Source organism: Kribbella sp. NPDC020701, from assembly GCF_055562215.1.
The window spans coordinates 1-14,030 of sequence record NZ_JBVHFT010000042.1 but is presented as its reverse complement, the minus strand read 5'-3'; the positions used below and the strand labels follow the sequence as shown (position 1 = coordinate 14,030).

12 protein-coding genes are annotated in these 14,030 nt (G+C 69.3%); 5 read left to right on the top strand and 7 right to left on the bottom strand.

Annotation, left to right across the window (positions count from 1 at the left end; translation table 11 throughout):
* Positions 1–316 precede the first annotated feature (316 nt).
* Positions 317–1,186: a recombinase family protein gene (locus ACZ3HV_RS43975; protein WP_465693813.1), complete on the top strand. Its 870-nt coding sequence runs from the start codon at positions 317–319 to the stop codon at positions 1,184–1,186.
* Between the two features lie 232 nt (positions 1,187–1,418).
* Positions 1,419–2,072, top strand: coding sequence for a response regulator (locus ACZ3HV_RS43970; protein WP_465693812.1), 654 nt, complete (start codon positions 1,419–1,421; stop codon positions 2,070–2,072).
* A gap of 123 nt (positions 2,073–2,195) precedes the next feature.
* Here ACZ3HV_RS43970 and ACZ3HV_RS43965 read toward each other — a convergent pair whose 3' ends face one another.
* A complete protein-coding gene (locus ACZ3HV_RS43965) occupies positions 2,196–2,324 on the bottom strand; it encodes a hypothetical protein (RefSeq protein ID WP_465693814.1) in 129 nt (42 codons plus the stop codon).
* 194 nt (positions 2,325–2,518) lie between these two features.
* On the opposite strand from ACZ3HV_RS43965, the gene ACZ3HV_RS43960 reads away from it, so the two are divergent.
* Positions 2,519–5,203 (top strand): bifunctional acetate--CoA ligase family protein/GNAT family N-acetyltransferase, encoded by a 2,685-nt coding sequence (locus ACZ3HV_RS43960; protein ID WP_465693811.1) that lies wholly within the window; start codon positions 2,519–2,521, stop codon positions 5,201–5,203.
* Here ACZ3HV_RS43960 and ACZ3HV_RS43955 read toward each other — a convergent pair whose 3' ends face one another.
* From ACZ3HV_RS43955 to ACZ3HV_RS43935, 5 genes are all read right to left on the bottom strand, one after another.
* A complete protein-coding gene (locus tag ACZ3HV_RS43955) occupies positions 5,204–6,571 on the bottom strand; it encodes an MBL fold metallo-hydrolase RNA specificity domain-containing protein (protein ID WP_465693810.1) in 1,368 nt (455 codons plus the stop codon).
* Positions 6,568–6,927 (bottom strand): hypothetical protein, encoded by a 360-nt coding sequence (locus ACZ3HV_RS43950; protein WP_465693808.1) that lies wholly within the window; start codon positions 6,925–6,927, stop codon positions 6,568–6,570. The genes ACZ3HV_RS43955 and ACZ3HV_RS43950 overlap by 4 nt, the downstream gene beginning before the upstream one ends.
* The gene (locus ACZ3HV_RS43945) at positions 6,924–7,901 is read right to left on the bottom strand and encodes an Acg family FMN-binding oxidoreductase (RefSeq protein ID WP_465693807.1); all 978 of its coding nucleotides are present in this window, start codon (positions 7,899–7,901) and stop codon (positions 6,924–6,926) included. The genes ACZ3HV_RS43950 and ACZ3HV_RS43945 overlap by 4 nt, the downstream gene beginning before the upstream one ends.
* A gap of 95 nt (positions 7,902–7,996) precedes the next feature.
* On the bottom strand, positions 7,997–9,742 hold the full coding sequence (locus ACZ3HV_RS43940) for a GAF domain-containing sensor histidine kinase (RefSeq protein ID WP_465693805.1): 1,746 nt from the start codon (positions 9,740–9,742) through the stop codon (positions 7,997–7,999).
* Between the two features lie 52 nt (positions 9,743–9,794).
* Entirely contained in the window at positions 9,795–10,241 is a 447-nt protein-coding gene (locus ACZ3HV_RS43935; RefSeq protein WP_465693804.1) for a pyridoxamine 5'-phosphate oxidase family protein, read from the bottom strand.
* A gap of 374 nt (positions 10,242–10,615) precedes the next feature.
* Here ACZ3HV_RS43935 and ppdK point away from each other — a divergent pair, with 374 nt between their 5' ends.
* Together ppdK and ACZ3HV_RS43925 are read left to right on the top strand one after the other, a co-directional pair.
* Positions 10,616–13,330 carry a pyruvate, phosphate dikinase gene (gene ppdK, locus ACZ3HV_RS43930; protein ID WP_465693802.1) on the top strand — a complete coding sequence of 905 codons (2,715 nt, stop codon included), beginning with the start codon at positions 10,616–10,618 and terminating at the stop codon, positions 13,328–13,330.
* Between the two features lie 61 nt (positions 13,331–13,391).
* On the top strand, positions 13,392–13,622 hold the full coding sequence (locus tag ACZ3HV_RS43925) for a hypothetical protein (protein WP_465693801.1): 231 nt from the start codon (positions 13,392–13,394) through the stop codon (positions 13,620–13,622).
* Here the strand turns inward: ACZ3HV_RS43925 and ACZ3HV_RS43920 are convergent.
* On the bottom strand, positions 13,623–14,030 hold a 408-nt coding region (locus ACZ3HV_RS43920; RefSeq protein WP_465693800.1), incomplete at its 5' end, for a glycosyl hydrolase family 65 domain-containing protein. It abuts the gene before it with no gap.

Genomic DNA, 14,030 nt, shown 5'->3' with positions numbered 1-14,030 from the left:
GTTCCGCAATGGGGTGAAGGTTGCATTGGTTTGCAGGTTGCTGCGGTGGGGTTGCACAGCGATCCTGAGCAGGGGGCGACCTGGCCAGACTCGTAGGCCCAGAACTCCCGAAGGTGTCCCGAGTCCCAAAGTAGGCCTGGAACTCCCGTACCTCTTGCCAAATAGCAAGTAGCGATCTGATCTCGGAGAGGCCTGTGTTGCCTGGCAACGCGTTTCATAGGTGGTCGCTCATGAAACACGACGGCGGCCGCTCGCCGTGCACCGGAGCCCGTGTTTCATGAGTTGTTGCAAACGACTGGACGAGTGAAACGTACTCATGAAACAGTCGGTCGCTGTGAACACCGACCACCAGGACTACCAGCGGGTGGAAGCACTGGCGTGCCCGATGTCCACCTGCGCAGTACCGGCCGGTTCGCCCTGCCGCACGACGAAGGGGAAGGTCGCGGTCCAGTACCACACCGCCCGCTTCCGGCTCGTGCCGCGGCTGGCCAAGGCGCTGAACGTGCCGACACCGGCCGTACGCCGGCCGGGCTCTGTATGGACCGAGCTCCCGCGGCCAGTCGAGCTCGGTGGCGAGTCGGTCGGGCATGTTCGGATCGGGTACGCTCGCGCGTCGACGACTCGCCAGTCTCTGGATTCCCAGCTCGACGCGCTCGCCGAGGCCGGTGTCACACGGGTCTTCTCCGAGAAGATCTCCACCCGCGCCACCCGGCGGCCCGAGCTGGAGGCCGCGGTGAAGCTGGCCCGCGATATCCGCGGCTCCGGTGTCCGGGTCACGCTCGTCGTCCACGAACACAAGCGGCTCGGCCGCGGCATCGAACTGGCCGCTCTGGCCGAGGAACTGAAGGCCAACGACATCGGCCTGGAGTTCCTCGCTGGCGAGCTCCAGGGCTCGCACGACCCCTCCGGGGTGGTGTTCACCGTGCTGGCCGCCCTGTCCGGTATGGAACGCGAGTACATCAGAGACCGCACCCTGGAAGGCCACGAGTCCGCCCGCAAGCGCGGCAAAACCATCGGCGGCACCGGCGTCACCGACCAGGACATGCTGTCCATGGCCCTGCACCTGCGTGAGCAGGGAGTGAGCCTGCGCGACGTCGCCAAGCGCCTGGTCATCACCACGGGCAAGAAGAAGGGGCAGCACCCCTCGCCCGCAACCGTGCTGCGGATGCTGCGCGAGCACGGCTAACAGACAGCAGCGCCCAAGCCCGCGGAAACCATCGCCGAAGCACATCCGAACGGAAAGTCACGGTAAGCCGCCGAGCCGAGACCTGCTAACGGGACTTTTCGTTCGGATGCTCGTCATGCCCCGGACCGTTGCCCTGGCGCGTTCCTGGCCGCGGAGGAGATCCTGCAGGCGTGCCGGACCACGTCGTACGGTCGATGACAAGCCGGTGGATGACCAGCCGAAGGAGACGGTGATGACGATCAAAGTGTTCCTGCTCGACGACCACGAGGTGGTCCGGCTGGGACTGCACCAGCTGCTCGACGCGGAGCCGGACATCGAGGTTGTCGGTGACGCCTCGACCGCCGCGGAGGCGATCGCCCGGATTCTCGCCGTACGGCCCGATGTCGCCGTTCTGGATGTTCGGCTGCCTGACGGCGACGGCATCACGGTCTGCCGCGAGATCCGTTCGTCGATGGACACCCCGCCGGCCTGCCTGATGCTGACGTCGTACTCCGACGACCAGGCACTCTTCGCCGCGATCATGGCCGGCGCGGCCGGCTACCTGCTGAAGCAGGTCCACGGTGACGCCCTGATCGAAGCAGTACGACGGATCGCCGCGGGCGAGTCGTTGCTGGACCCGACCATGACGGTGAAGGTCCTGGAGCGCCTGCGCCACCCGGTCGCCGACGAGGACCCGCGGTACGCGTCGCTCACCGAGCAGGAGCGCAGGATCCTCAGCGAGATCGCCGAAGGCAAGACCAACCGCCAGATCGCCCAGTCGCTCTACCTGGCTGAGAAGACGGTCAAGAACTACGTCTCGTCCCTGCTCCGCAAACTCAACCTCGAACGCCGCACCGAAGCCGCCGTCTTCGCCATCGAGCACGCGAAGAAGAACCCGCCGTCGTAGGTCATTGCCTGCCGACGACCGAGCGGTGGATCTCCTCATGCCTCGGCCGGGAGCACCCGCGCCGCGATGAACCCGCGGCCGTCGCCGGCGGCTGCGGCTCGTGGTGGACCGGCAGGGTGGTCATCAGCCGGGGAAGTGGCCGGCTGGGCGGTCGGGGTTGCTGCGTTGGGTGGCGGCGATGGCAGCGCTGATGTCGGCGGCCCACTGGCGGACGTCGGCGGTGCGCTGACCGAGCCCGCGGACGCGGTCGATGACGTCGAGGGCGAGGTGGTACCGATCGAGGTCGTTGCGTACCGCCCCAGGTCGATCGCATCCATGGTCCCAACGTTTGCGGCAGCGAAGCTGTGGTCACCCAGAGCCAAAGGTCCCGGTGTCGCGGGACCCAACGGCACTGGCCTGGGGAGGCCGCGCCGAGGTGAGCTGGTGGGGTGTCGAGAGGAGACGTCATGACGACGGTCGAGCAGCCCGGTGCGGGATGGGACGTTCTGGCCTCGGACGGGTCGGTGCTGCGGATCCGTCCGCTCCGGGAGGACGACGAGGCTGCGCTGGACGCGATGAACCGGCGGGTGTCGGATCGGTCGATCTATCTGCGGTTCTTCGGGATCAGCCGATCGTCGGCCGACGAGCACACGCATCATCTGGCGACCGTGCATGATGGGCATGTCGCGTTGGTGGCCGAGTACGGCGGTCAGCTGGTGGGTGTGGCGAGTTATGAGCCGCTGCGCGCGGGCGAGGCCGAGATGGCCTTCCTGTTGGAGGACTCGGTCCACGGGCGGGGAATCGGGACGCTGTTGTTGGAGCAGCTCGCCGCGACGGCCCGGGAGAACGGCATCCAGCGGCTGCTTGCCGACACCCTGGCCGAGAACGCGGGGATGCTGCGGGTGTTCGCCGACTCCGGGTTCGAGCAGGTCCGCCGGCTCGACAGCGGTGTGGTTGAGCTGGTGCTGGACACGGCGTACCGGCCGTCGACGCTGGAGCGGATGGCCGATCGCGAGCGGGCGGCCGAGAACCGCTCGCTGCATCGCGTGTTCGCTCCGCGGGCGGTCGCGGTCGTCGGAGCCGGTCGCAAACCCGGCGGCATCGGCCACGAGGTGCTCCTGAACATCGTGAAGGGCAACTTCACCGGCGCTGTCTACGCGGTCAATCCGCGCGCGGACCGGGTCGCGGAGCTTCCGGCGTACCCGTCGATCGGGGACGTGCCCGGTGAGGTCGATCTTGCGGTGATCGCCGTTCCGGCCGAGCAGGTGCCGCAGGTCCTGACAGAATGTGGCGAGCGAGGTGTCGCCGGCGCGGTGGTCCTGACCTCCGGTTTCTCGGAGCTCGGGAGTGCCGGACGCGAGATCCAGCAGGAGATCCTCGAGATCGCCCGCCGGCACAGCATCCGGCTGATCGGCCCGAACTGCCTCGGCTTGGTGAACACCGACCCGGCGATCAGCCTGAACGCGACCTTCGCCGAGGTCACGTCGATGCCCGGATCGCTGGCGATCGCGGCCCAGTCGGGTGCTATCGGTATCGCCGTCCTCGATCAGGCCGGCCGGAGCGGACTGGGCATCTCCGAATTCGTCTCCCTCGGCAACAAGGTCGATGTCAGTGGCAACGATCTGCTGCTGCACTGGTGGGGTGATCCGCGGACGGCGGTGATCGGGTTGTATCTGGAGTCGTTCGGGAATCCTCGCAAGTTCGGTGGCCTGGCCCGGCTGGTCGGGCGGACGAAGCCGATCCTGGTCGTGAAGGGTGGCCGGTCGGCCGGTGGACGCCGGGCGGGGGCTTCGCATACTGCCGCGGCGGCGACGCCGGAGACCGCGGTGGACGCGTTGTTCGCGCAGTCCGGCGTACTGCGGATGGACACCGTCGAAGAACTCGTCGAGACGGCACGGGTGCTCGCGGCCAAGCCGCTGCCACGGGGCCGGCGCCTCGCCGTGGTCGGTAACGCGGGTGGTGCGGGTGTGCTCGCGGCCGACGCGGCTGCGCGGCTGGGACTCGAGCTGCCGGAGTTGAGTGCGGCCGTTCAGCGTGAGCTGGCCGCAGTAGGTAGTGGCAATCCCGTCGACCTCGGTGCGGCCGCGTCGCCGCAGAGTCTGGCTCACGCGGTGAAGGTGGTCGTGGACAGTGGCGAGGTCGATGCGGTGCTGGTTTGTTATGCGGCGACGCGCGCCGGTCGGGTCATCGACGTCTTCGACGCGATCGCCGGGGCCGCGGTCCAGGCCGAGGTGCCGATCGTGGTGAACTGTGTCGGTGCGATCCACGCCGCGCCGGAGATCGAACTGGCCGACGGTCGCCGGTTGCCGGTGTTCCCGTTCCCGGAGAGCGCCGTCCGGGCGTTGGCGCAGGCCGTGCGGTATGCGGAGTGGCGGTCGCGGCCGCAGGGCGCCGTACCGGAGCTGGCCCGGGTCGATGCCGTCGGAGCGCGAGCTGTTGTGCGGTGGTTCCTCGAGCGCAATCCGGACGGTGGCTGGTTGGAGCCGCTGCGGACCGGCCAGCTGCTGCAGTGCGCCGGGGTGCAGGAGATCGCGGTGCTGGCCGCGTCGAGTCGCTCCGAGGCGATCCGGGCCGCGGAGTCGGCCGGCTATCCGGTCGCGCTGAAGACTGCTGCGTCCGGGGTCGTGCACAAGACCGACATCGGCGGGGTCCGGGTTGGATTGGCGAACTCGGTGGAGGTGGCCACGGCGTACGACGAGGTCACCGCGGCGGCTGGGGATCCGCAGGTCGTGGTGCAGGCGATGGCGCCCAGCGGGACCGAGCTGGTCATCGGCGTGGTGCGGGACCGGCTGTTCGGTCCGCTGCTGATGGCCGGCAGCGGCGGGATCCTCACCGACCTGCTGGCCGACCGCCAGTGGCGAGGACTGCCGCTGACCGACCTGGACGCATCCGACATGATGCGTTCACTGCGCTGCGCGCCGCTGCTGGCCGGCTACCGCGGCGCGCAGGCCGCCGACCAGGAGGCCGTCCTGGACGTCATCCACCGCATCGCCTGGCTCGCCGAACAGGTCCCCGAACTGGCCGAGCTCGACATCAACCCGCTGATCGCCGGGCCGTCCGGCGCCTTCGCGGTCGACGTCCGGATGCGCCTGACGCCGGCAACGCCTGAACCCGACTGGTACGCCCGCCGGATGCGCGGCGACCAGCCCTGATCAGAGCCGGATCCGCTCGAGGTGGCTCGGGGTTACCGCGGTCCAGTCAAGCTCATCCTGGATCCTCCGGACGAGTTCGGCGCGGGCGTGGTCCTCACCGTGCACGACATGGACGACCTCCGGTGCCCCGGGCGTGGCGGAGAGCCAGGCGATCAGCTCGTCGGAGTCGGCATGCGCGGAGAACTCGGGCAGTCCCACGACCTGTGCACGGACTGGGACGTACCGGCCGTGGATCTTGACCGACCGGGCGCCGTCGAGCAGGGCCCGGCCCCGGGTTCCCGGCACCTGGAAGCCCGGGAGTACGACGGTGTTCCGCTTGCCTGGCAGGAGCCTGGCCAGGTGGTGCAGCACCCGGCCGCCGGTGGCCATGCCGGACGCTGAGATGACTATGGACGGACGGCCGGGATCACTGATCCGGATGGATTCCTCCACCGAGTGGACCAGGCGTAGGTCGCCGGGATCGAACGGGTCCGGGCCACCGACGACCTCGGGCCGCAGCTCGGGCGACTTGCCCGCGACAGCGGCGCGGTAGACGTTCAGCGCAGCCAAGGCCATGGGGCTGTTCACGTACACGGGCAGCCTGGGAATCAGGTGGTGGTGAGCCAGGTGGGTGAGCTCGTGAAGCAGGACCGCTGTCCGGTCGATCGCGAAGGCGGGCATCAGGACGACCCCGCCACGGGCGGCGGTGGTGGTGATCAGCCGTGCCAGCTGGGCGTGGTCCAGCGGTTGGTGGTGGCGATCGCCGTACGTCGCCTCAACCAGGATGGTCTCGCAGGCCGGCGGAAGTTCGGGTGGTAGAAGCAGCGGATGCTCCTGACGGCCGAGATCGCCGCTGACGAGCAGGCGCCGGTCGTCCTGCTCGAGGACCGCGAAAGCCGAGCCGAGGATATGGCCGGCGCGATGCAGCGTCACAGCGGCGTCACCGGGCAGTTCGACCTGGCCTACGGACGGCCGGAAGAGGCCGATGGCTCGCTCGGCATCGGCCGCGTCGAACAACGGCAGTGGCGGGTCGTGCCGGGAGTACCCGTGCTCGCGCGCGTGTTCGGCGTCCTCCACCTGGAGATGCGCCGCGTCGCGCAGCACGATCGCCGCGACGTCCGCCGTACCCGGGGTGCAGATCACCGGGCCGTGGAAGCCTTCGCGGACCAGGCTCGGCAGGTAGCCGCAGTGGTCCAGGTGGGCGTGGGTGAGGACGACGGCCGACAGTGACTCCGGGTTCACCGGGAACGGATCCCAGTTGCGCCGGCGCCAGCGGGCGTCGCCCTGGAACAGGCCGCAGTCGACCAGGATCCGGTGCTGGTCCCGCTCGACCAGGAACTTGCTGCCGGTCACCGTCCCGGCGGCGCCGAGGAAGGTGAGGCTGATCATCGCGCGTCTTCGAGTGGTTGCTCGAAGCGGACGGCGACTCGGCAGAGGGCGCGGAGGGCGGCGATCGTCTCGGCGATCTCCTGGTGGCAGGTGGGTGGGTGGACGGTGCGGTAGAGGTCGTTGCGGAGGTCTTCGAGGTGGTCGACGAGGTGCTCGATTTCGTCGGCGACGAGGGCCTCGTGCGCTCGCTGGTGGGTGAAGCTGGGCAGGATGCGGCCGCGGTAGGCGGTGATGGTCTGCTGCGCTTCGGCGAACCGGCGCTCTTCCAGGAACCAGTTGTCGGAGGCGCTGGTGTCCGCGATGCCTTGGAGGTCGGCCTCCCAGCGTTCGAGCTCCTGCTGCAGGGTGGTGGTCATGGCTGCTCCCTGGTGGGAAGGAAGTCCGCGAGCGGGCGGCGGGCGGTGCCGGTGCCGGGACGGGTGTGGCTGAAGCGGATGATCATGTGGGCGTACCCCGGCCGCTGGGTGAGGGCCTGGACCTTGCGGCGCAGGTCCTCGAACTCGAGCGGCTGGTTGAGGAAGGACGCGCTGACGCCGGTCCGGGTCGCGGTCAGCAGGACGCGTTCGAGCGCGGCGCCGGCGGCGACCTGGTCGGCGGGCTGGTCGTAGTCGGTGGACAAGATGGCGAGGTCCGGGTGGGTCTCGAAGGTGGTCTGCTGCCGCATCCGGTCGGTCGGCCGGGTGGCCAGGTCGCGGACGGCGGCCGGGTAGCTGGTGGATCGCGGTCCGAGTGCGGAGCTGGGGATGCCTTCGGTGGTCCGTTGTCCGCCGACCCAGTGGGCGCGTTCGGCGCGGCGGTGCCAGTCGCCGATCTCGCGCAGGTCGGTGTCCAGGACCAGGTCGAGCACGGTGCGGACCTCGGGCTCACCGAGCCAGGTCAGCTCGGCACCTTCGGCGTACGCCGCTCGCACCAGAGCGACCCGGATGGTCTCGGCCAGCGGGGTGGGATCGGACGGGTTGCGGTCGGTGTGCCGATGCGGGATCTGCTCGGCCAGCGCGCGCAGTGCCTCGTCCGGACTGCTGACGGGCTCGACGACGATGCGGGCCAGGAGATCGGGCTCTTCCGGGTACGGCGCGAGGCCGAACCAGGTGCCGTAGCCGAGGGCGGCGGCCGCGCAGCGCAGGTTGAAGGTCGCGGCGCCGGCGGCGATCCGCATCGCCCGGCCGGTCGGGTCCTCGGCGGGCAACGTGCGCGACCCGTCCAGGAACAGGTCGATCACGTGACCGGCCACCTCGAACCGCCAGGGCTGGGTGTTGTGCATGCTGGGGGCGGCGATAGCCGCTGCGAGCATGCTGTCGACGTGCTCGGCCGGCAAGTGCTGGTCCGACATCGGAGGCTCCTCCCACTGGTGATACTTCAGCCTCGCGCAGGGGGAGACGGTCGCGCTGCAGGCAAGAGTCCCGACCAGCAGAGGCCGTTCGGCAGTCAGTCGCCGATCGGTGCCCTGAACTCCACGACGGTGCCGTGCGGCTCATTGCCGGTCAGCTGGACGCTGCCGCCGAGGGCCAGCGCCCGTTCGGTCAGGTTGCGCAGACCACTTCTGCGGTCACCGGCCCCGATGCCGACACCGTCGTCGGAGATCCGGGCCGTCACCTCACCCGAGCCGACCGCAACCTCGACAATCGCCTCGGACGCCTGGGCATGGCGAACGATGTTCGACAGCGACTCCCGGACGGTGGCGAGGATCTGCGGCTGGACGAGATCCGGTACGACGGTGTCGATCGGGCCGGTGCAGATCAGCCGTGGCCGGAACCCGAGCGGTTCGGTGTACTCGGCGACCAGCGCCTGGAGATCTCCGCGCAAGGACCTGGAATCAGGTGGCTGCTGGAGTTGGAAGATCGCCGCGCGAAGGTCGTGGATGGTCGTGTCGATGTCATCGACCGCCCGGCTGAGTCGTTCCTGATGTTCGGGACGGGCGAGCCGGTGCATGCCCTGGAGTTGCAGGCCGGTGGCGAAGAGTCTCTGGATCACCAGGTCGTGCAAATCCCTCGCGATCCGGTCACGATCCTCGAGGACGGCGAGCATGTCGCGATCGTGCTGTGCCTGGGCGCGTTCGAGCGCCAGCGTGGCCTGACCGGCGAGCATCCGGACCAGGTCCGCACCGTCGGAGCTCCGGGTGTTCGATCCTTGTTCCATGGCGACCACGAGCAGACCGCCGGTGCCAGTGCGACCTGCCGGCAGCGGCGCCAAGGTCGTGCGTCCGAGAGTGGCCGCTTCGGGCAGGTCTGCCGCTCCGCCGGCATCCTTCAGCAACTGAGCCAAGTCCTCGATCACCACCTGCTCGTCCCTGCTGCTCGCGAGACCGAGCACAGGCAGGTCGGCCGGGACCCGGCGGCCGAGGAAGCGGTGGAACTGCGGTGGTCCGTCGACGGCGCGCACGGTCAGGTCCGCGTCCTCGGCGAGCAGGATGGCAGCGACGTGTGCCCCGGAGACCTCGCGGGATCGCTGCACAATCAGCTGGAGTGCCTGGTCGGGGTCGAACTCGCCGAGCATGAGCTGGGTGATCTCGGCGGTGACCTCGTGCCAGCGCCGGCGCTGCTCGGTGTCGGCGTACAGGCGGGCGTTGTCGATCACCACACCGGCGGCCGCGGCCAAGGCGGTGACCGTGCGTTCGTCGTCCTCGGTGAAGTCGGCGCCGCCGGTCTTCTCGGTCAGGTACAGGTTGCCGAAGGCGTGCTCGCGGGTCTGGATCGGGACGCCGAGGAAACTCTTCATCGGCGGATGGTTCGTCGGGAAGCCGTAGGACCTGGGGTGTTCGGCGAGATCATGCATGCGCAGCGGCTCGGGGTGCTCGATCAGCAGACCCAGGATGCCGTGACCCTCCGGGTACGGGCCGATCGCGGCGATCTCCCCGTCGGTCACGCCGTGCGTGATGAAGCGGACGAGCCGCTTGCCGTCGGGGCCGACCACGCCGAGAGCGCCGTACCGGGCTCCGGCCAGTTCGCAGGCCGCGGTGACGATACGGTCCAGGGTGCTGTTCAGGTCGAGGTCCGCGCCGATGCCGACGACCGCGTCGAGCAGGGCGCGCAGCCGCTCCTGGGTGTCCATGATTTCGTCGACGCGACCGAGCAGCTCCTGCAGGAGGGCATCAAGACGCACCCGGGACAGTCCGGCGAACTCCAGCGCCCCCTCGTCCCAGCCTCCCCGCCCCGCCCCAGACCCCTCTGCCACGGCCCCACCATACGGACTACCCGCGGTGGATGGAAACCTTCGACCGGCACCCCTACGCGCCTGCCCGCGGACGCTGCCCCCACGGCACCAGGCGCCGCCCGTGCAGAGACTCGATCCCCAGCCGGACCAGCTCCGAATCGTCCAACGGCAGCCAGGAATGCAGTGGCAAGGCGGCGCGCAGCACCGTCGCCTCATCCGCGGTCACCACCGACAAGTGGCCGATCGCGGTCACGGTCCAGCCGACATGCCGCTCCAGATCCACCTCGTCGCCCTCGAAGGCCACCACGTCGCCGCGCTCGGCAGCCCGGAGCTTGTCACCCGGCCCGGTGCTGAACACGATGGTGTCGTCATCCAGCACGAAATTGACCAACCGGACCGCGGGAAGACCGCCATAGGTGTAAACCAGCCGCCCCAACGAAACCGAGCTGAGCCGACGCAGACAATCGGACTTGCTCAGAATCTCCAGACGCGTGTGGTCCAAGCGCAGCTGTGTAGACATCGGAGGCCTCCAAACGGGTGGACAATCGCCTTGACCTGCCCATCCGCCAACAATCGCCCCCGGCGGAATGCCCGCGTCAGGGTCGAAAGTCCTGGACTGCCTGGACCCTCTGGCGAGGGGGCGTTGATGGCCGGCTGATCGACGTGGCCGAGCTCCGCCGGATGGCCTCCTTTCGCCGCGGCGATTTCTGTTGGCCGTAGCAACGATTGTCGGCGTCATCGTTCTCGATGTCCGCCGTCGAAGCCTTCCGTCAGCAGGCTGCGGACCCCGACTGACCTCAGGTCCGTGTGGCGCCGGCTGGTCTCTAACGGGACCTTCGGCCCTGTGCCCGCGGCGGGAGGGGCAGGACCGTGAGAGGCGGAGGTGGCACACACATGACCACAATGCCGACGACCGGCCGCTACGTGTTCGACTTCGCCGAGGGGAGCATGGACCAGAAGGACCTGCTCGGGGGGAAAGGCGCCAATCTCGCGGAGATGACCCGGCTGGGTCTCCCTGTTCCACCGGGATTCACGATCGCGACCACGGCATGCCGTGCCTATCTGGCAACCGGCGACCTGCCGGCCGGACTGGCCGACGAGATCACGGCGCACCTCGGCCGGCTGGAGCAGGCGATGGGCCGCACGCTGGGTGACCCGGCCGACCCGCTGCTGATCTCGGTGCGCTCCGGCGGGAAGTTCTCGATGCCCGGGATGATGGAGACCATCCTCGACATCGGGCTGACCGACGAGTCGGTGCACGGGCTGGCGAAGCACTCGGGCGACGAACACTTCGCGTGGGACTCCTATCGACGGCTGCTGCAGATGTACGCGCGTACCGTTCTCGACGTACCGGACGACCTGCTGCAGGCGGCAGTGTCCACGGAGTACGCCGAGTGGGGCGTCGGCACCCCGGAAGAGCTGCCGGCCGCGGCGATCGAACGTGCCTGTACGGCGCTCAAGCAGGTGATCGCCGATCACGCCGGCCGACCCTTCCCGCAGGACCCGGCGGAGCAGCTCGACCTTGCGGTCCGCGCGGTCTTCCGCTCGTGGTCGACGCCCCGGGCTCGACTGTACCGGCGCCAGGAGCAGATCCCGGACGACCTCGGAACTGCGGTCAACGTGATGGCGATGGTCTTCGGTAACCGCGGTCCGGACAGCGGGACCGGTGTCGCGTTCACGCGTGACCCTGCGTCGGGTGCGACGGGAGTGTACGGGGACTACCTCCAGGACGCTCAGGGAGAGGACGTCGTCGCCGGTGTCCGCAACACGGTTGCGTTGGCTCAGCTGGCCGAGATCGACCCGGTCAGCCACGCCGAACTGCTGACCGCGATGTCCACGCTGGAACGGCACTACCGCGACCTGTGCGACATCGAGTTCACGATCGAGCGCGGCCGGCTGTGGATCCTGCAGACGCGGGTCGGCAAACGCACCGCTGGAGCGGCCTTCAGGATCGCCGTTCAATTGGTCGACGAGGGCCTCATCACCCTCGACGAGGCGCTGCTGCGCGTCACCGGCGCCCAGCTCGGGCAGCTGATGTTCCCACGGTTCGGCGAGCAGCACGGCGTACCGGCGTTGGCGCACGGTGTCGCCGCCTCGCCGGGTGCCGCGGTAGGTGTCGCGGCCTTCGACTCGGCTGCGGCCCAGCGGTTCGCCGCCGATGGACGGCAGGTCGTTCTGGTCCGCCGGGAGACGAACCCCGACGACCTGCCCGGCATGCTGGCAGCCGTGGGAATCCTCACCACCCGTGGCGGGAAGACCTCGCACGCCGCGGTCGTCGCTCGCGGAATGGGCAAGACCTGTGTGTGCGGTGTGGAAAGCCTGTCCGTGGACCCGGTGGCGCGCCGTGCCCTCACCGCCGAGGGCGTTGTGATCGAGGAAGGTGACGTGCTCTCACTGGACGGATCCGCGGGCGTCGTCTACGGCGGAGAGGTCCCGGTCGTTGCCTCGCCGGTCGTGGAGTACTTCGAGGGCCACCTGAGCCTCTCCGATGCGGACGACCTGGTTCGGGCGGTCGACCGGCTGCTGCGTCACGCGGATGGCCGTCGCAGGCTCGGCGTCCACGCGAACGCCGACACTCCTGCCGACGCCGAGCGCGCCCGCCTGTTCGGCGCGGGGGGCATCGGGCTGTGCCGTACGGAGCACATGTTCCTAGGCGAGCGACGCGAACTCGTCGAGCGGCTGGTGCTCGCCGAAGGTGCCTCGGAGCAGCAGACAGTGCTCGAGGAGCTCCTGCGGCTCCAGCGCGACGACTTCGTCGGGATCTTCCGCGCGATGGCCGGCCAACCGGTGACCGTGCGGCTGATCGATCCGCCACTGCACGAGTTCCTGCCCGACCTGACCGACCTGTCGGTGCGGGCAGCCGTCGGCCGAGCCACCGGCACTCCCGATCCGGATGCTGAGCGCCTGCTGCCGGCGGTCCAGCGGATGCATGAGAGCAACCCGATGCTCGGGCTGCGCGGTGTCCGGCTGGGGATCGTCATTCCGGGACTGTTCGAGATGCAGACCAGGGCGATCGCCGAGGCGGCAGCCGCGGTGACCGCGGAGGGAGTGACAGTGCGTCCCGAGATCATGGTGCCGTTGGTAGCCGGCGAAGCAGAGCTGCGCCTGGTGCGGCAGGAGATCGAAGGAGTCCTCGCCGAGGTGGCGACTCGAACCGGTCTCACGGTCCCGACCCGGATCGGCGCGATGATCGAGGTACCAAGGGCGGCACTGGGTGCCGAGCGGATCGCCCGGTTCGCCGACTTCTTCTCGTTCGGCACCAACGACCTCACCCAGCTGACCTGGGCATTCAGCCGCGACGACGTGGAGGCATCGATCTTCCCGCGCTACTTCGACGCCGGGATCTTCGCGGTCTCGCCGTTCGAGTCTCTGGATGCCGAGGGTGTCGGCCGGCTCGTCCGGATCGCCGTCGCCGAGGGACGCGGCGGCAACCCCGACCTGGTGATCGGTGTCTGCGGTGAGCACGGCGGCGATCCGGCATCGATCGCCTTCTTCGCCGAGGCCGGTCTGGACTATGTCTCCTGCTCCCCGTACCGCATCCCGATCGCCCGCCTCGAAGCAGGCCGCGTCGCCGTGGCCCCCACCTCCGTGGAGAGCGACACACGCTGATCGGCGCGGCCTGGCCGACCCCCCCTTTGCCGGGGAGGTCGGCTGGGCGCATGGTGGAAACGTGGCCGGAACGAAGTGGCAGGAACTCAGTCCTCGCAGGCGCCGCCTCGTGATCGCAGGTGCCGCCCTCGAGGGCGCCTTGAAAGCTGCCGCCCTCGCTGACCTGGCGCGCCGCCCGGCGACCGAGGTCAATGGCTCCAAGACGCTCTGGGCGCTCGCCATCACGCTCATCAACGCGGCCGGTGCGGTGCCGATCGCCTACTTTGTCTACGGTCGCAGACCGCGTAGCTGATCAGTTGGACGGCCAGGTGTGGGACTCGCCGGCCTTCAGATGCCGGGTCCGGCCGAAGCAGCGGACGGTGATCGGCGCGCCGGGGCCGGGATCGACGCTGAGCGTGACCCCGGTGGTGGAGACTTCGGCGACGAGGCGGTGTCCGCGGTAGCGCAGCGCCATCCGGAGGGTGCCGAGTTTGCCTGGCCAGTGCGGGCCGAAGCGGAGTACGTCGTTCGTCGTGCTGAGACCGGTGAAACAGCGCTGGATGAGATCGGTACCGCCGGCCATCGCGGCGAGGTGGATGCCTTCGGCGGTCGTGCCGGTCTGGGTCGGATCGCCGTCGTCGCTGTGCAGTGCCTGTTCGAGGAAGTCCAAGGCTCGATCGGGATCGAGCATCGCCAGTCCCCAGGCGTGCACGACCGCGCT